Source organism: Prochlorococcus marinus subsp. marinus str. CCMP1375 (assembly GCF_000007925.1).
Lineage (GTDB): Bacteria > Cyanobacteriota > Cyanobacteriia > PCC-6307 > Cyanobiaceae > Prochlorococcus_E > Prochlorococcus_E marinus.
Map to the genome: position 1 here is coordinate 1405627 of NC_005042.1, position 17139 is coordinate 1422765.

The window sequence follows — 17139 nt, forward strand, 5'->3', positions numbered from 1 at the left end:
TAATCAACTTTATACCCTGCTCAGATAATTTCTTGTCATCAGGTCTCTATCTACAATCTTACTAGTTGAAATTTCTTGGACGGAGAACCTGCTCTTTAAACGTGAAATCTTTTTTCTCAAACGAGCAATGATGACCATAAAGAATTTTCAACTTGTATCTGTTATATCAACAGTACAAACACATGCAATACTCTCCTGAGAGGATGTTCTTTAACTGAACAAAGAGTGATAAATATTTTGTATTGATTGATTGCGAGCCAAGCGAGCATATGGCAGCATCAAGAACAGTTTATAAAAGTATCAAGTGTTTTATCTGACTGAAAATAATTTCTCAGTAAATATTTTTGCCCAAACTCAAGGAGCTATTGAGAAAACTGTAGAACTAATTAATAACCCTATCAACAGTTTTGCATGGGGTTGGCCAACAGTTACCCTCATTGCTCTCACTGGAATCGTCTTGATGGCGGGGCTCAATTTCATGCCTCTGCTTCGGCTCCCTTATGGGTTTAAAACATTACTTAATAGCTCAGAAAAATTAAAAGGAGAGGGACAGATAAGTCCGTTCCAAGCCTTAATGACATCACTGTCAGCAACGATTGGGACTGGCAATATTGCTGGTGTTGCTGCAGCAATAGCAGTGGGGGGGCCTGGCGCCATTTTTTGGATGTGGTTAATAGCAATTTTTGGAATTGCTACCAAATATGCCGAAGGAGTTTTAGCTGTTCACTTTCGTGAAGTTGATTCGCTAGGAAACCACGTTGGTGGTCCTATGTACTACATAAAAAATGGCCTAGGTAGCAGATGGGCTTGGTTAGGAGGATTATTTGCTCTTTTTGGAATGCTGGCAGGGTTTGGCATTGGTAATGGCGTCCAGTGCTTCGAAGTTTCAAGTGCTCTTGCATTAGCGGGAGTACCGAAGCTCCTTACAGGAATTGTTTTAGGGATCCTCGTTTTTTCTGTCATTGTTGGCGGTGTCCAACGTATTGCAAAAGCAGCCTCTGCAATAGTGCCCTCCATGGCACTTTTGTATGTGTTTGCTTGTTTGATAATTATCCTTAGTAATTTCTCGGATGTCCCATCAGCCTTTGCAACAATATTTTCAAATGCTTTTACGGGCAAAGCCGCTGCTAGTGGGACATTGACTCAAGTAATACTAATGGGCTTTAAAAGAGGCATATTTTCAAATGAAGCAGGTTTAGGAAGTGCTCCAATAGCTCATGCATCTGCAAAAACTAATGATCCTGTCCAACAAGGGACCATTGCAATGCTTGGAACATTTATTGACACCATTGTTATTTGCACAATGACTGCTTTAGTAATCATTACTACAGGTGCATATCAAACAGGAGAGTCTGGATCTGATCTTTCAATCACTGCTTTTAATAGTGGAATTGCTGGAAGTGGATGGATTGTTCTTGTTGGTCTAGTTTTATTTGCATTCACTACTGTCCTTGGATGGAGCTTATATGGAGAACGATGCACAGAGTATCTATTTGGAACTAAGGCAATCATGCCTTTCCGATTAGTCTGGGTCTCTGTTGTAGTTATTGGTTCTGTGGCTGGAGATAGAGGGATTGTTTGGGCTGTTGCAGATACTTTAAATGGATTGATGGCTATCCCTAACTTGATAGCTCTTTTACTTCTCTCAAAAACAGTTTTCAAACTTACACGCAATTATCGTTTCAATGATTCAGTTTAGGATTAATTATTTCTCTTCCTAGCCACGCTCATTTTTCCCATTTAAGACACACATGACGAGCATCAAATTTCTTGCTGGACTATGACAAAAATTAACCACTTTCTAATAAAAAGTGACCCTTCCGTTATACCAATGAGTTAAGGGAAAAGAAGAGATCCTGTACAAACCTTGTTTGAACTTTTCACCACACTCATTCTTGGCTAGATAGAGGAACAGAATGAGTTCTTGAAATATTTGCTCCAACTGCATTGAGCTTTTCTGCGAAATCTTCATAACCTCTATCGAGGTGCTCCAAACCTTGAATAACGCTTGTTCCATTTGCAGCAAGGCTTGCTAACACCATTGCAGCACAGGATCTTAAGTCCCCTCCTGTAACAGACGTTGCCTTTAAATTGTTGCCACCAATAACAACAGCAGTATTGCCTTCTAGCACAATCGTTGCTCCCATTCTCTGTAATTCACCAACATGCTGCATTCTGTTTTCAAAAACAGTTTCTTGAATTTTCGAGATCCCCTTGACCGTAGTCATCAGTGCCATAAAAGGAGCTTGTAAATCAGTCGGGAATCCTGGGAATGGCCTTGTGGTGATATCTACTGCTTGAAGATTTTTTCTTGGAATTACGCTTAGAGTGTTACCTGAGTATTCGATTAAACAGCCACATTCTTGCAGCTTTAAAATCACAGCTTCTAAGTGTTCTGGAACAACAGGAGAGATAGTTAAAGGAGAACGTGTAATAGCTGCTGCGACAAGAAATGTCCCGGCCTCAATACGATCTGGCATGACAGTATAGCTACATCCCTTTAGACGATCAACTCCTTCAATAGTGATCTGAGAAGTTCCTGCACCTTGAATCTTGGCACCCATCTCGTTCAACATCGTTGCTAGATCTTGAATCTCAGGTTCTTCTGCTGTGTTCTCAAGAATTGTCGTCCCTTGAGACAAAGTCGCTGCCATCAAGATGGTTTCAGTGGCTCCAACGCTTTTGCAATTAAATCTGATTCGTGCACCGATTAATCGTTTTTGAGGACTAATCGCTTTTGCGACAACATAATCATTCTGAATTTCAACTCTTGCTCCTAAGGCTTTCAAAGCTTGAATATGCTCATCAATAGGTCTTGCTCCTATTCTGCAACCACCAGGCAATGGAATCTTAGCTTCCCCAAACCTCGCAAGGAGAGGGCCTATACAAAAGAAGCTTGCTCTAAGCGAATGAAAAGCTTCACAAGACAAATCCTTTGAAAAAAGGCTCAGTCCACTGGTCATTATCTCTAATTGATTCTTATTTCGTCTTAGCTCTACACCCATAGAGACTAATAACTTAGACATAACCTCAACATCTGTAAGAAGAGGAACATTAGAAAGAAAAACAGACCTATCAGCAAGTAAAGCTGCAGCCATAAGGACCAAAGAAGAATTCTTTGCACCACTAACTCTTATATGACCAGATAATTTTTGACTTTCTAGAACTTGCAAGTACTTCCTAGAAAGAAAATCTTGATTGAGAGTCAATTGATTCTAAGTATTAGTCATAGGCATACAAAGAAATGCTAAAAAGAATTTTCTTGATCCATTGCAGTGCAGTATCTTTTTTGAGAAGGCAGATCACCTTGTCCCCAACATTCGGCAACTAAAGATGTTGTGTTTCCATCACAAGCCTCTTGTCCCATAGTTTTTCTATAGCCAGAAGTTTCATTTAGATAAAGACCAATCCGATATGGAACATCACAATTATTTGGTAGCTCTGTTAAAGGTTGTTCAAAAAATGACAAAGGCGCAAAAATAGTGACCATTGCAATAAATAATTTGTGATGCATCTCTAAACCTGATCAGGTGTGAATAGATCAGACAACTTTTTAGGTGGAATCACCTCGCGTAATTGACTATGAACTTTTTCACAACGAGTATCTCTTCTTAAGCAAGGTTCATCACTTCTAACTTCAACTGAACATTCTCTTTTACTTTTGTCACTCCAGGAAATTAATACGTTTACCTTGGATTGGTAATTATCCCCGACGTTCTTGCACTCTGCAAAGATTTGAGCAGGGCTACTAAAGTCATTTGAAATATGCAATCCAGCATTCTCAAGCACAGAAGTGAAACTGCTAAACAAGCAATCACCCTCAACTTCACTTAGATATTGAAAGAAAGCCATAACTAATGCTAAGAACTCGCAAAAGATAGTGACCCCCATCACCGGTCTTCGCCAACGGCATAAGCAAGTAACGCCTAGCCGCCTACCCCTCAATGAGTAGACTCTCTACCCATAGCCTATCACGTCAAGATAATACAAAGGAAGGTGTTTAATATTCTCTTAAGGCTTTTGCGAATTATTGTTTATTTAGTCTTCCGCAGTGCTGTTGGACGTACTAGTTGTCGAAGATGATTTCATCCTCTTGGATTTCTTATACCAAGAGCTATCTAATCAGATTAATTCTCTAGGAGGAATCGTCAGAAAGGCTTCTTCTCTTGATGATGCACGTAAATTAATTTCCCAGAAAAGTCCTGATTGGATTCTTGTGGACCTACTTCTTCCCGATGGATCAGGTATTGAATTGGCGGAAGAGTTCATTCTAAATAAACCCAACTCAAAAGTTTTAATACTGACTGCACAAGCCGATCAATATGTACTGCCTGCAACTCTTCTAAAAAACGTACATGCATTGATTAATAAGGCTGATGGTTTAGCACCTCTAAGGGAAGCAGTTTGGGAGATATTGAAAGAAGTTGATAGCACTTTCCCAGAATTAAATAGCCTTACTCCAAGACAAATGGAATTTCTTCACCTTATTGGGAAAGGACTAGATACTGCGCAAATCGCCAAGAAGTTAGATGTTAGTTTTTCCACCGCTCAGACACATAGGCGACAAATTACTCGTAAATTAAAAATTAAGGGTTCGGCATTAGTAACCTTTGCAAAGACTCTTCCTAAATCCTTGTGAGAAACTCTATTCTTCATAAAGAACGAAAGAAAGCAATATCTTTTGTTGTTCTGAATATTTGTGCAATAGCATCCTATTTTCTTCTCGCAATTATTTCCAAAAAAGCATTTGCTTGGGAGTCACCAGCTATAACACTTTGGCCAGCATCAGGATTAGCTAATGCATTAGCAGTTTCTTATGGATGGAATGTATTTCCTGGACTAGTAATTGGTAATTTACTTGGCACCTCTTTTGATCCACAGACAGGTTTTTCTTTTCAAGCATTTATGCTCCCAGTAGCCTTTGCCGCTGGGGCTCAAGCAGCTTTGATCCGTTGGATATTAATACGCCACAACATTTTAGATGATAGTCTGACTCGTTTTTCGAAACTGCTCACTTTCCTTTTATGGATTGGTCCGTTAGGGAATTGGCCTGCCGCTACGACCTTCCTTTTATACAATTTGACTCATGCAGATAATTCAGTCCTTTTAAGTCAAGTATTTACAAGTTCATTCTTCTGGTGGAGTGGAGACTCCCTTGGCTCACTGATCATTTTCCCTTTACTTATATTGCTTTTGCCATTAAATCGTCCAATTTGGGAGGACCGAAAAATATATCTTCTAAGCCCACTCCTTGTTTTGATAGCTGTACTTGTTTCCGCAGCATTGATAGAACGAGCACTGCTAGAAAGAATTCAAATCACTCCTGCACTATTAGCACCTCTTCAAGATTTAAGACTTTTGTCAAATTCTGCTTGGACTCTCCTGGCTCTTGGAATGCTTGGCTTAATTTTGCAAATATCAGGCAAATCTCTTGAACAGGAAGGACTTATAACTCGTTCCCGTTTAGCTGCAGATGCAGCAGGTGCTGTTATTCATGAAATTGGACAGCCATTAATTCGTTTACGATTACGGCTTGAAAGAATTGTTGCTTCCTTGGAGGAAAATACAGATGAACCACTTGGGAATTCATCTTCTTGTTCAGAGCTGAAGAGTCAAGCGGAACAAAGCCTAAATGAATTAAATTCTGTAGTTTTAAATACTAGATCCATTCAAGATTTAACCTTGGCAGGGATCCGGGATTCAAGTTCAGCAGATCTAAAAGATGCAATAGCGACATCAGCTACACAACTTCGACAAGAGTTAGATCGTTTAGATCAAGACTTGAATATCTCAATAAGCAATCAATTACCTAATGTGAGCGCTGGACAAATTCAATTGCAAGCTGCTATTAGGAATCTCCTCTCTAATGCAAGTAAAGCTGCTGGCGAGAACGGTGTCATTCGTGTATCTGTTAGTTATTCCTCTAACTATGTTTACTGTGAAATTGAAGATTCAGGCATTGGGTTTAATCCTCTTAATATGCCTGATGGCAAGAAAAGGTTTAAGTCTCATTCAAATGGAATGGGGCTTGGCTTAATGATCGTTCAAAGAGTTGTAGACGATAATGGCGGAAGGATTCACTTTACGAATTCAGAAGAACTTAGGGGCGCAAAAGTAAAGATTTGGCTAAAACCAAGTTAAGATTAGTTCTGAAAAAAAGTTTGACAACTTAAGTCCTTATCTTCGATGGATTCGTTTGGTTCTAATCATCCAGCAGTTGCAGGGAAAGGATGGGTTTGTTCAAAGAAGCCACTTTGGGAAAAAGGACTCTCAACTTTAGGGAGTGCTAGTGTTCCCTCTACTACTAGCGAAAAATGTCCTCAGGTTGAACCTGAAGTTGGGAAAAACAATTCTTGTTTAAACGGACTTACTGCAGAAGAGATCTCTAAACATCCACTAGTCAATAGTCAAAGGCCAAACAGAGCCCCAGTGGATTGGGGCTCGAAGTTTAAATAATGAAACGCCTGCTGCTACTCCTATCTTTGATGATTTGCTTGGATGCCTTAGATGCTGAAGAGCTAAACCAAGTAGCGCATAGAAAATGCAAATTAAGGAGTGGTAATGATTACGAAAACTGCTACCGTTATTTTTCTCGGATTTATCCAACAAAAAATACCGATCCTATTTCTTCTAATAATAAACATCAACCTTTGATAGTTAATCTCAAGAATTTTGGTGATCCAAGTAGTGATATTGCCGACAAAGACTTTTTGAAACTTCATTTCAAATTGATGTATGCATACTGGCTTGAGCATGCGAGAAAGCGAGGTGCGAATTTACCTCTCCCGACACTACGCTTAGACAATGGTTATCTTATGGGATGTGGTAAAAGACTAGTTTCTAAATCCCCCAACATTTATTGTCCTGATTCTAGTGAAATCACTCTTGATGTAAGGCCATTAATTAGAGGTTTTAGCGATAGACAAAGCCTTAACTTGAGTTATCTAAGTTTGGCAATTTTGTCTCATGAATTTGGGCATCATGTTAATCAACATATTGGTAGAGAAAAGTATCGTAGCAATGAAGAAAATGAAGCTGATTGGAGAGCTGGTAAGTACTTAGCATATGTAATCTCTAACAAGTTAATGCCTTTAGAAGGATTAACTAATGGTGCAAATCTCTTTTTTAGTGTTGGAGATTTTCATTTACATTCAGAGCATGGTAACCCAAAAGGTAGATTTAAGGCTTTCATGAATGGCTTCAATGATGAATCTATGGGTATAGGTAGTTTTGCTGGAGAATGGCTACAAGATACTAATGAGACCTTCTCCAAAAGAATTCATAAAAGCTACAGCATTAATACTGACATATTGTATTTTGATGTTTATAGATTTGAAATCGACAGGAGTAGGCAAATTGCTGGAAATATTTTTGCAGGTGTCATTGGCGTGCTGAACTGTTCACAAGGCAATAAGGAAGACTGTGCTCATTCACTACTTTATCAAGGGAAAGCCAAGCCTGAAGGTTGGTTCAGAAAGCAGAGAATGATCATTAACTGTCAAAGCAACACCTTTGATATTGAGGGCGACGAATTTAAGAGTCAATCAATAAATTCAGATGGAAAAGGGCAGGCTCAATACTTATCTCAAAGAGATTGCTAGAGATCTCCTTAGCTTATTTTCGCGCAATAGCTGAAAAAGATATTGACTACTGGCTAATGAGCAGTTAGAAGCTTTTGATAGCAATAGATCTTAGCGATCCCTGTAAATCTGTTTTAGCAAAATTGTAGCAAACCCTTTCTGCAGACTTAGTCAATAAAGTAGAACAAATCATCCAAAGAAGAATTCAATCTCCTTTTGTTTTAACCCTTCCCAACCAGCTTCCACAAGCCGCTTATGCAGTGTGTCTTGATCGAAGTGTTTTGCTCCTGATCGAACAATTCGATTTCGCATTGATTTTTTAACTCCACTCCTTTTTCTGGCCCCTTCTTTATCCATAACTTCTCGGTAAAGATTGAGCATCTCTAAAGGAATTTTACTGCCATCGAGATCTAGGCCAACTTCAATAGCTTTATCAATTGCATCAGGTCCAGAAAAATCCATTCTCTAAAGAAATCTATGATTAGATACTAAAGATACATCAGCAGCTGAGCCCAAGGCTGTATCCAATGGGGCCATCAGAGCATCAAATCCTTTAGTAGTATAAGTTTCTTCTTGAATATCAGCTTGGCCGAAGTCTGCACGAACAAGGTCAAAACTCGGGCTGTCAAGAAATGCATTTCAATTCTCCACACAAGTCCATACAACGTCAAAATGTCTAACTGGCTTAATAACTTCGTTGAATATTTTTCTCCATCAGCTTCGCATTTAGTTAATGAATCAAAAGGGGCGGAGCTTATATGAGTAGATCTGAGTGCTTCGCCTTTTATAGGGGTTTAACCAGTGAAAGTTCCTCAATAGAGATAATAAGTTTCAGCGCTAGCAGCTGTTGGTATCGCTATAGCTGCGATTAAGGATAGTAAGAATCGTTTCCTATTTCCTTTCGAGCAATTTTTGAAATCCTCTTCATTTCAAGGAAGAATAGAGAACCAAACTCGGGTAATTTTTAGATTTCATCGCCTCAAAAAAGCCTCATACCAGCAAAAATAGACACTTGAATCCCTTGCTATGAATGATATCTTCTACTGGCTAATAAAAGTAGACCTTTGAGTAAATCTCGGCAAATCGTCGAGTTCACTCAAACATTCCCTCACTTATTTCTCTTTACTTTTAGTCAGTCATTGCTTCTTCCTTCTGACGAAGATGAAATAAGCAACGACTCCTATTAGAAGAACAAAATCAAGTGCGATATGCCAAGGCGGATATAGCTGATGAAATAATTCGAGCATTAGGAGGATCGGAACAAATTAAGCAGGATCGAAACAATCAAACTGATAGCAATACAACTAATAACTGGAAAATAAAAGGTTGAATTCTCACCTTTCAAAGCTATGTCACCAGGCAATTGACCTATACCTACCTCCTTTAAGTAAGGATAGAGAACACCTATGGCTGCAATTCCAAGTCCGAGTGTAATAAGTAGTTTTTGCATTTCTTTTTCCTTCTCTTTATTTTTTCGAATCAATCACAAAGCATATAATTGTTCTAAAAGCTTCTCACCTTCGTCACAGATAGTTTGCTGTGATGGAAAGTACTCATTAGCACAACTGCATTTGCCCTTCGGTTGATTATTGATCCAATTGATCAATCCCGTTCTGATCGGGCAAGGGCATATTTTGCCTTTAGTTAATGAGTTCATTTCATCGCAAGTTAAGTCATCTCCACCCTTGATAAACAGAGCCTCTTTCAACCTAAGGGTAATGATGTCATTCCACTGATCGAAACATTCGATGTGACCAATTAAATCATTCCATGCATCAATACTTGAATTATATTGCTGCCTTTTGGTCTCTTCTAGAAAGACACCTTTGATAAATGCATTACAATTTTCTGCTTCGCTAATTGTAAATGGAGTGATTTTTTGACCCGAAGAGACCTGAGAACAACACTTTTCAAGAGAACTTATTTTTTGTTCAACTGCAAAAAGCCTAGCCTCTAGAGTTCGTTCAGAAATAGTGTTATTTAATTGATTAGTTATAGCATCAGAAACAAGCTCTGTTAAGGTTCTGCGTTGCTTACTCGCTTCAGATTTCAGCTTTAACAATAAGTCAGGATTAATATTAATGTTTAACTGAGTTCTAAGCATGACTTTAAAATTAATCTCTGCAAAATGAACCTATTGCATCAATATAGAAAAACTAATCGGATTTAGGAACAAAATTTAGCTTTTTTGAGATCTTGCCAACGTCTAGATAGGTCTAGACACGTCTAGAGGCTCTAGCTAGTATCTAAATGTCCTAAAAACAGCTAAGCAACATGTCTGAGGATTTAACTAATAATTCTGTAGGCCCTCAAATAACTATGGAGTTAAATAACGAGGTCATGGCTAAGCTGAACTATATAGCAAAAGAGAGGAAGATGACTATCAATGAACTGATTAATCGCCTTCTAGCAGAATCAATTTAGGAGCAAGAGCTACTTGCTAAAGAAAACATAACCATAAGTGATCCCATGACTTGTAAGCTATCTCTATAAATCTATTCTAGAAAAATTCCAGCAATCTCTTCATCTAAGATTCCATTGAACAAAAGAACAAATAACCGAAGAAATCACAGCTGAATATGCCAAAAAAGCTCAAAAAGATGCTGAATGGGCATACAACAATGCAATAGAAAAGTTCTACTACTCAATGTTGGAAGTTATTTTCTTAAGGATCAAAAGTCATCTCAGCCCCGAAGGGTTAAAAAAAGTTTTCGAGATGGACGATAAAAGGAAGAACAATGAAACCTTGGGAGTTGAATTTAGCCAGAAAACTTGGGCTGTTTTAGCGGAATCTTGGACAGCAGCAGAAGGTCTAGCTATGAGAAAAATCGCTGATCTCTACGAACTAGAGATAGCTGATTTTGATATATCTAAGATTGAGAGACTTAATAAGAAAACTGATACGCCAAGATATGAGCCAACTAATAGATCAGAAAGAATATAATGAATAGTAACTAGTAGCATCTCATTCAAGTAAAATTCGTACAAGCCTAAAAGCGTCTAAAAGGTCCCGCACTTCTCCCTCGCATTGGCTGATATAAATAGAAGCTAACGAATGAACTCATTTGTTGATTACATAAATACTTCTAAAGGTCTTAACACCGCAATTCTTGTAATCATTGTCATCGGTGCTATCAATACGATTCTGCTTAACTTCTTTGTAAGGAAAAGGTTTAGCAAAGCAGTAGCAGAGAGCAAGAAGAGAGAACTTCAACAGGAAAAGATCGATAGATTATCTCCTAAAAAGCCAGAGGGTAAGTGAAAAGATCTTCCTCCTTGGATGGAAAGACTATCTCAGAACAGTGGAACTATATGGACCTATGGAATTATCACAATTACTGTATTTATCAATCATGAAATACTGAAGTAATAGTTAGATGACTCTTAGTCCTCATAAACAGCACAAAATTTATATCGCAGCAACGATGGTATATGGGCTTGGTTCAGAAGATCCTGAAGAAGTTAGCTATTGCACGCAAATCAAAGAAGAGATGAAGAAAGATAGAAAAAACGGGAATCTAGGAATATCGAGATCTAACTAAAACTTTTCTTGATTTAAGAGATAATAGAAGCAATTAAGCCGTGATCTGTTTCTTGCCACTTGAAATACCACTAACTTTTAATCTTCTGATTTTTCCATCTTCCCAAATCCAAAAAACAGGATCGGCTGTTTTTGCTTTCTGCAAGTCAGCTTGATGTCTCAAACTAACAGGCTTAAATTCCTTAGTTGGATCGAAATCGCTATCTCTAACTGCCTGATTCAATACAATACTGCCTTCCGGCCCTGAGACAGATCGGTGATAAGTACCAATAGGTATCTGGAGAGCACCCATTTTTTGATTGAGATAAATCACATGATGAGGCTCTTCCCATTCGGGATTGAGTAAGGTAAAAGTACGCCTCCCCGCTAGGACCAAATTGTGGTCAACCTGGTGATGATGCATATAATACTGCTCAATTTCATCGTCATTTGGAGGAGAAATTGCACTCCCATGATGAATGACTACATCAGATCCATTAGAGCCCTTGACTCCTGCATCAAAGAAAGTGACTTGAGGTGTTTCCCTAAACACATTCGTGGGAACAAAGTTTAGAGAAGTCTTTTTTTTACTTTTCGATTGATTCCACTGAACGTTAATTCGTATTGAGTCATCTAGATTTCTCAAAACAGGGCAGTCCTTCGTGGCCTTTCGAAGAACCTTTAATTGATCAGACTCTAAATCACTTGGCATCTCAATTTGTAGTAATAAAGATTCAATCTTGCGTGGACCATGAGTTGTCATCTTCTTTTCAATTTCAACTGTTATCTCACCTAATCCCCAACCTTTTTCTTTTGCTGTAATTCCCATCACTGTAAGGAAACAAGTCCCTACTGCTGTTGCTAATAAATCAGTAGGAGCAAAATTTTCTCCTTTTCCTGCATGATCAACAGGTGCATCAGTTCTAAGTGTTTGCCCAGAATGCACATGCTGAGCTTCTGTATGCAAATTCCCTAAATAACGACAAAGAATTCTGTCTACACTGCGTAGAGCTTACAAGTAGATTTAGTAGGATAAAGCTTGCATTCCTTTTCCCAAAATAAATCTTGCTTTTGTTGTGGTAGTTCATAAGAGAAATCATGAATATAATCAAGATCTCTCAGTGGATTTGCAAAGACTGTAAAAGGAGTTCTCAGCTTCATAATCCTCCTATTCGGTTAATTCATTTTTAACACATTCTTGTAAATTGGATATAGTGCGTTCACGAAAGTATTTAGACTGTACGGTTCTTACTAACAAAAGTGCTATTAACCGTCTTAAGTGATATTTACCGTATATATTTCTTCGGTTTACATCATTAGTGATTTCTAAACCTAGAGGCAAAATAATACTATTCTCGCAAGGAACATCATGTACACATCCTTATTTGACACAGTTCTCTTCGACTCATTCTTTTCTCCAATGAGGACTGTTTATGTTGTCTCTGATAGTCAACTAGAGGAGATACATCGTAAGCAAAGACAAGAGGAACTCGACAATCTTGAAGCTTCACGCAGAAGACTTAAGGAGAACTATCAGTCACGCATCAAAATCATTGATGAACGTGAGCATGAGCTTCAAAAAGAACTCAAAGCGCTAACAGCAGCAGAAAAAAAAACTAAGTTTGGTGCTGAAGAAACTGAAAAGTGCGCTGTTAAGGTTTAAGCCTTTTAACTAGCCGAGTGATGGGGATCACTAAATACAACTAAATGGGCCTTGTCTGGCCCATTTAGTTGTATATGTTGCAGATGAATATCCTTAATGGCAACCAAAAAGGGAACTACGTAAAGATATTTTTAGACATGAAGAAGGGGGACGTATTTCGATGTCCCCCTTTGAGTCCAGCTCTTTATTTTCTTAACCAACGAGCTCGGACCCCTGTTTCATTTCTAGCCAACTAATAACAATATCAAAAGAGTATAAACACCTCCTTTTGATCTTTGCTGGCTAATGAAAAATGAGCTTAAAGCTATAACAAGAAAATAACATTACTTCCCGATTTTATTCAGCTTTTAAAACGCCATCAATTGTGCATGATGCAGACGCTTAGCCTTCTCTTTTCTTGCAGCACTATTAGCATTTAATACTCACTGATCATGGTATTTGCTTCCATATGAAGTCGATAGCAACTGTGCTTCGTGAAGTCGTTTAGCTCTTTTAAGTTGCGAGCGGATTAAGGGGAGAGTGTTCTTAACATTACTCCAAAGTGACAGCCCCGTTCCCTGCTGCCAATACATGCATCCCGATGGGACGAACGTAGTAAAATTGTAGCAACAGATACCAAATATTGACCTTAAGGAGAAATACTTAATCTAAAAAGAGTTGGCAGCCATCTGCGCTAAGAAATGAGGGTGAGAAATTTTATGTTTGTTCAATTGGTGCCATTGTTAATCCTTTGCTGATCAGTTGCTGATGATATAGCTCTGCCTGCTCAAGTGGTCCTCTCCATATTTCCGCTAAACCTTCCCTATCTACTTCGACGGCAAGTACCCATGATCTTTTTTCACTCATTCCTGGGATGATTGTCGCGAGACAATTTGCCACATGTTCAAACGTATTAAAATTATCATCTAGAACTATTATCCTTGCTTCTGGATATTTCTTTTTTGTTGTCTTTGGATCTAAAACTGTAGTAGTTGAATTGGCTGAAAATTTCATTGGTGTTGTTGCTACAAAATCTTTTGTATGTCTAGTCATTATTTTTATTATCCATCACGAGTAATGACGGTCAGCCATTTCTTTGAGCATTTTTCGAATGTGTTCATCTTGCGCATTAGTTTCTTCCTTTAGTTTCTCGCATGCACATTTAACTTGCATCCAAACAGCTTCCATTACTTCTCTTTCTTCTTCTGAAGGTTTCCACTTAGATGTTTCCATATAAGAGATAATAGAAGTAATCAGTGGCATTGAAAATGAATCCCTTCCTAACGCTGATCCTTCCTCTATTAATTCTTGGATTCATCTACATCCTGATCATCGACAACAAAGGGCTTCCTCCATGGATGGAAAGACTATCGGATAACAGTGGGACTATCTGGACATACGGAGTCATTACGATCACTGTTTTATCAATCTTGAAATACTGGAGCAATAGTTAGATGACTCTTAGTCCTCATCGACAACACAAAATTTATATCGCAGCAACTATGAGATATGGTCTTGGTTCAAAAGATCCAGAAGAAGTTGCCTATTACAAGCAGATCAAAGAAAAGATGAAGAAAGACAGAGAAAACGGGAATCTAGGAGTTTCGAGATCGGACTAAAACTTTTCTTGATTTAAGCGATAATAGAACCAAGAAAACCCCGAAATCAAAGGTTGGTTCAATGAGCATTTCCGTTACATCTCCATGCTCTAAAAGCACAATTGAAGATCTAGGCATAAAAAACTGGCCAATATGGACTTGTGATCCAAGCACTTTCCCTTGGACATATCGCGAGAAAGAAACCTGTTTAATACTTGAAGGAGAAATCACAGTGACTCCTAATGGTGGGGAGCCAGTCAAATTTGGAGTCGGTGATTTAATTGTTTTTCCTGAGGGGATGTCTTGTACCTGGGAAGTGCATAAAGCAGTCAAAAAACACTATCGTTTTGGCAACTAACCAATCAAGAAAACCCTGAGATTAAAGACTATGACTGAAGCAAAGTACTGGCTAATGAAATAATCGTTTTTAGTCCTCATAATGGATTTGGAGGAATCATAGAAAGCTATTCACACTTTATTCATACTTTACTTTCCATCTAAGCCCTTTTGAAAATTGCTGATCTCTACGAACTGAAGACAGCTGATTTGGATGTATCTAAAATTGAGAGACTGAATAAAAAAACTTACCTACAAAACTTCAATGCTTTCCACTTCAACTCGTATTCGTGTTCAGGGAATCATTAATCGACTTGAAAAAATGGAAGAAGCAAAGCAGGTATTTTGTGAGCTCGAACGCCCTAAAAAAAGCCCCTACAAATTAACTGATGTTCCGCCAAATTAGTCTTAATGCTTTATCTGTTACTTAAATGCGCTAAACATAGATTAAACAATCTTTTTCATCATTAAATGGCATCTTTTCGCGACAGGGTGAATGCTCATCTGCCAATCGTTCTTCAATTCCTCAGCACCGCTTCATTAGTAGTTATTGCATTGAGTGCTATTTGCGGTTCAAAGTCATTGAAACAACTAGCTGGTAGCCATGAGATGCAAGGTCCTAGTGAAATGCATAACGGACACATGATGCACAAAAACCAATAAGAAGTGAAAACCCTATTAATAGAAAAGAAAATGCACCCATTGCTCTGGTTCGAACGCCAGAAAAACTCAGATTAATAGCAAATGTTGGGGAGTTTGATGCAGGCTAAAAAGAAACTAAGAGCTAATTCAGCATAAATCGCGCAACTAAATTCATTATTTGGGCGGCTTCAACTGTTGTAATCGCTTGCGGTGCAGTTTTTTTTAGTTAATCAAAGCACTCCAAAACAAGTTCTAATTCAATCAATTATTGCCAAGCCGAAAAACTCCTGCCCCAAAGGACACGCATATCTTGGAAATGGCTTATGCGGTCATGTCTCCTGTGATACGGGTGGAATAAGAGCACTCTTCAGCGGACATGGTCCACGGCTAGGAGGAAAAGGTTGTACATGCAAAGCTCGTTGGGATACTGGTGGAGGTTCGCTGAGGTTTTCAGCAACTCCAACAATGCCTCTTAGTTTGAATAAGGAATATCCAGTCCAAGAACCAGAAGTTGGGAGGAATAACTCTTGCCAAAATGGCCTTACAGAGAAAGTCATCAAAGCTTCTGAACCGCCAATCGGAATGGGTTTAGGGAAGCTATAAGGACAAACTTCTCATTCACACATTATTCACACACTGAAACTCCCAGAGATCCTTTGGCATGGCAGGGCCTAACTACTGGCTAATGAAAAGTTCCTCTTGGGTGGTGGCAAGCGATCTCAGCCAATCAAGAATTTCTATTCAAACTTGTAAATCCACAAAACAACCCTGTTGATCTTCAACAAATAGTAGCTGTACAAATTCCAGGAAGAAGTAATTCATCAAGGCTCCCCGACTATTGGTAATGACATATCGCATCGCCAGACACGATGGAGAGGACGACGACATCACCTCTCAAAGCTTTTAGAACTACGACGATGCCTATGAATTGCTAGAGGAGATCTAAATATGTGCTGTTCAGAGGCTGCCCGGAATCACAATTGCAAAGCCTGAAAGATAGTATTTCATATTATGTCTAGACGATCTAGTTTGGCTAGGAAGCAGTGTTAAATTGCTTTTACTTCTAAATTAAAAATTCAAATGAAAAAGAAAGCATTAGTCATATCTTGTATGTCTTTCATAGCTTTAGGAAGTTTCTTAACACCCCAATCCCAAGCATATGAAATGGAAGGCACCTGTGATGGAGCTGATAAATGCAAAGTGACTATCAACGGAGATCAAATAAATACTAGTACAGGAATTAATATTAGCTCCGATAATATTATTGGCTGGTCATTCAGTAATTCTTCAAAACGAGGCGGATTTTTCCCTGGTTACAGGAACGAAGATTATCGAATACTTATCAAGTACTTCGATAAATCTGGAAAGCGCAAAATAAATCAAATTGGTTTCTATAATGCTAAAACAACTCATAATTTCCTAACTAGCCTGGAGCTAATTTCTGGGCTTGGAGTTAATCATGATCAAGCAGGAGTGACAACTAAATGTTCAGCTAGAGGCAAAGATAGTAATACAGGGAAAGACGGAAAAAGCACTTTGTTTGGTGTTAATGGCGTCACGACCAATGGTGGGGCCTTTAGTCTGAAGAAAAACTTCATTAGTGATACACGAAGCGTTCCTGCCAACTCAAACTCATTCTCTGACGATTCATTTACTGGTAGAGATGACTGTGTAGATGAACCAAAAGTTGGGCCTCTAGAAATTAAGAATGTAAATTAGTCTTTAAAGTCTAGGTAGTTACTAGTCTTCATTAAAGCAGTACCTTAACTTAAATATTTTTGGGAGGCATTAAGCCTCCCATTTTTATAGCGAAGCGAACGA

At 38.5% G+C, this 17139-nt stretch carries 26 protein-coding genes; 17 read left to right on the forward strand and 9 right to left on the reverse strand.

Annotated elements, in window-relative coordinates; genetic code table 11:
* Positions 1-364: 364 nt before the first annotated feature.
* A complete protein-coding gene (locus PRO_RS07510; protein WP_036892595.1) occupies positions 365-1699 on the forward strand; it encodes an alanine/glycine:cation symporter family protein in 1335 nt (444 codons plus the stop codon).
* A gap of 190 nt (positions 1700-1889) precedes the next feature.
* Here the strand turns inward: PRO_RS07510 and murA are convergent, their stop codons facing one another.
* From murA to PRO_RS07525, 3 genes are read right to left on the reverse strand one after another with little or no spacing between them, the layout of a single operon-like run.
* Positions 1890-3209 (reverse strand): UDP-N-acetylglucosamine 1-carboxyvinyltransferase, encoded by a 1320-nt coding sequence (gene murA / locus PRO_RS07515; RefSeq protein WP_036892479.1) that lies wholly within the window; start codon positions 3207-3209, stop codon positions 1890-1892.
* 38 nt (positions 3210-3247) lie between these two features.
* Positions 3248-3514 carry a hypothetical protein gene (locus PRO_RS07520; RefSeq protein WP_011125690.1) on the reverse strand — a complete coding sequence of 89 codons (267 nt, stop codon included), beginning with the start codon at positions 3512-3514 and terminating at the stop codon, positions 3248-3250.
* 2 nt (positions 3515-3516) lie between these two features.
* A complete protein-coding gene (locus PRO_RS07525; protein ID WP_036892597.1) occupies positions 3517-3852 on the reverse strand; it encodes a hypothetical protein in 336 nt (111 codons plus the stop codon).
* A gap of 199 nt (positions 3853-4051) precedes the next feature.
* On the opposite strand from PRO_RS07525, the gene PRO_RS07530 reads away from it, so the two are divergent.
* From PRO_RS07530 to PRO_RS07545, 4 genes are read left to right on the forward strand one after another with little or no spacing between them, the layout of a single operon-like run.
* Positions 4052-4639 (forward strand): response regulator transcription factor, encoded by a 588-nt coding sequence (locus PRO_RS07530; protein WP_011125692.1) that lies wholly within the window; start codon positions 4052-4054, stop codon positions 4637-4639.
* Entirely contained in the window at positions 4636-6141 is a 1506-nt protein-coding gene (locus PRO_RS07535) for a sensor histidine kinase (protein ID WP_011125693.1), read from the forward strand. Before PRO_RS07530 ends, PRO_RS07535 begins: the two co-directional genes overlap by 4 nt.
* A gap of 45 nt (positions 6142-6186) precedes the next feature.
* Entirely contained in the window at positions 6187-6456 is a 270-nt protein-coding gene (locus PRO_RS07540; RefSeq protein WP_011125694.1) for a hypothetical protein, read from the forward strand.
* Complete coding sequence (locus PRO_RS07545; RefSeq protein ID WP_011125695.1) at positions 6456-7601, forward strand: Zn-dependent protease; 1146 nt, start codon at positions 6456-6458, stop codon at positions 7599-7601. The genes PRO_RS07540 and PRO_RS07545 overlap by 1 nt, the downstream gene beginning before the upstream one ends.
* A gap of 168 nt (positions 7602-7769) precedes the next feature.
* On the opposite strand, the gene PRO_RS07550 is transcribed toward PRO_RS07545, so the two are convergent.
* The 3 genes from PRO_RS07550 to PRO_RS07560 all read right to left on the reverse strand — a co-directional run bounded on the left by PRO_RS07550 (position 7770) and on the right by PRO_RS07560 (position 9684).
* Positions 7770-8042, reverse strand: coding sequence for a small RNA NsiR4-regulated ssr1528 family protein (locus PRO_RS07550; protein ID WP_011125696.1), 273 nt, complete (start codon positions 8040-8042; stop codon positions 7770-7772).
* A 784-nt stretch (positions 8043-8826) separates the two neighbouring features.
* Positions 8827-9030 (reverse strand): DUF2905 domain-containing protein, encoded by a 204-nt coding sequence (locus PRO_RS07555; RefSeq protein ID WP_036892602.1) that lies wholly within the window; start codon positions 9028-9030, stop codon positions 8827-8829.
* Positions 9031-9063: 33 nt separating this feature from the next.
* On the reverse strand, positions 9064-9684 hold the full coding sequence (locus tag PRO_RS07560; protein WP_011125698.1) for a hypothetical protein: 621 nt from the start codon (positions 9682-9684) through the stop codon (positions 9064-9066).
* 170 nt (positions 9685-9854) lie between these two features.
* Between PRO_RS07560 and PRO_RS07565 the strand changes: the two genes are divergently transcribed.
* From PRO_RS07565 to PRO_RS09480, 4 genes are all read left to right on the forward strand, one after another.
* Positions 9855-10004 carry a hypothetical protein gene (locus PRO_RS07565; protein WP_164923247.1) on the forward strand — a complete coding sequence of 50 codons (150 nt, stop codon included), beginning with the start codon at positions 9855-9857 and terminating at the stop codon, positions 10002-10004.
* A 292-nt stretch (positions 10005-10296) separates the two neighbouring features.
* Positions 10297-10524 (forward strand): hypothetical protein, encoded by a 228-nt coding sequence (locus PRO_RS09535; protein ID WP_011125699.1) that lies wholly within the window; start codon positions 10297-10299, stop codon positions 10522-10524.
* 111 nt (positions 10525-10635) lie between these two features.
* Positions 10636-10842 (forward strand): hypothetical protein, encoded by a 207-nt coding sequence (locus PRO_RS07575; RefSeq protein WP_011125700.1) that lies wholly within the window; start codon positions 10636-10638, stop codon positions 10840-10842.
* A gap of 115 nt (positions 10843-10957) precedes the next feature.
* On the forward strand, positions 10958-11122 hold the full coding sequence (locus tag PRO_RS09480) for a hypothetical protein (protein ID WP_011125701.1): 165 nt from the start codon (positions 10958-10960) through the stop codon (positions 11120-11122).
* A 33-nt stretch (positions 11123-11155) separates the two neighbouring features.
* Here the strand turns inward: PRO_RS09480 and PRO_RS09655 are convergent, their stop codons facing one another.
* Positions 11156-12067 carry an OsmC family protein gene (locus PRO_RS09655; RefSeq protein WP_011125702.1) on the reverse strand — a complete coding sequence of 304 codons (912 nt, stop codon included), beginning with the start codon at positions 12065-12067 and terminating at the stop codon, positions 11156-11158.
* 402 nt (positions 12068-12469) lie between these two features.
* Here PRO_RS09655 and PRO_RS07585 point away from each other — a divergent pair, with 402 nt between their 5' ends.
* Positions 12470-12763, forward strand: coding sequence for a hypothetical protein (locus PRO_RS07585; RefSeq protein ID WP_011125704.1), 294 nt, complete (start codon positions 12470-12472; stop codon positions 12761-12763).
* Positions 12764-13459: 696 nt separating this feature from the next.
* On the opposite strand, the gene clpS is transcribed toward PRO_RS07585, so the two are convergent.
* Together clpS and PRO_RS07595 are read right to left on the reverse strand one after the other, a co-directional pair.
* On the reverse strand, positions 13460-13756 hold the full coding sequence (gene clpS / locus PRO_RS07590) for an ATP-dependent Clp protease adapter ClpS (RefSeq protein ID WP_011125705.1): 297 nt from the start codon (positions 13754-13756) through the stop codon (positions 13460-13462).
* Between the two features lie 54 nt (positions 13757-13810).
* Positions 13811-14005: a hypothetical protein gene (locus PRO_RS07595; protein WP_011125706.1), complete on the reverse strand. Its 195-nt coding sequence runs from the start codon at positions 14003-14005 to the stop codon at positions 13811-13813.
* 5 nt (positions 14006-14010) lie between these two features.
* Between PRO_RS07595 and PRO_RS07600 the strand changes: the two genes are divergently transcribed.
* From PRO_RS07600 to PRO_RS07625, 7 genes are all read left to right on the forward strand, one after another.
* Entirely contained in the window at positions 14011-14196 is a 186-nt protein-coding gene (locus PRO_RS07600; RefSeq protein WP_072013148.1) for a hypothetical protein, read from the forward strand.
* A complete protein-coding gene (locus PRO_RS09485; RefSeq protein WP_011125707.1) occupies positions 14197-14361 on the forward strand; it encodes a hypothetical protein in 165 nt (54 codons plus the stop codon). It begins immediately after the preceding gene.
* A 61-nt stretch (positions 14362-14422) separates the two neighbouring features.
* On the forward strand, positions 14423-14698 hold the full coding sequence (locus tag PRO_RS07605; protein ID WP_011125708.1) for a cupin domain-containing protein: 276 nt from the start codon (positions 14423-14425) through the stop codon (positions 14696-14698).
* A 243-nt stretch (positions 14699-14941) separates the two neighbouring features.
* The gene (locus PRO_RS07610) at positions 14942-15082 is read left to right on the forward strand and encodes a hypothetical protein (protein WP_164923248.1); all 141 of its coding nucleotides are present in this window, start codon (positions 14942-14944) and stop codon (positions 15080-15082) included.
* A 65-nt stretch (positions 15083-15147) separates the two neighbouring features.
* Complete coding sequence (locus PRO_RS07615; protein WP_011125709.1) at positions 15148-15339, forward strand: hypothetical protein; 192 nt, start codon at positions 15148-15150, stop codon at positions 15337-15339.
* 189 nt (positions 15340-15528) lie between these two features.
* Positions 15529-15921 (forward strand): hypothetical protein, encoded by a 393-nt coding sequence (locus PRO_RS07620; RefSeq protein ID WP_011125710.1) that lies wholly within the window; start codon positions 15529-15531, stop codon positions 15919-15921.
* A 507-nt stretch (positions 15922-16428) separates the two neighbouring features.
* Entirely contained in the window at positions 16429-17037 is a 609-nt protein-coding gene (locus tag PRO_RS07625) for a hypothetical protein (RefSeq protein ID WP_036892484.1), read from the forward strand.
* The last annotated feature ends 102 nt before the right edge of the window (positions 17038-17139 follow it).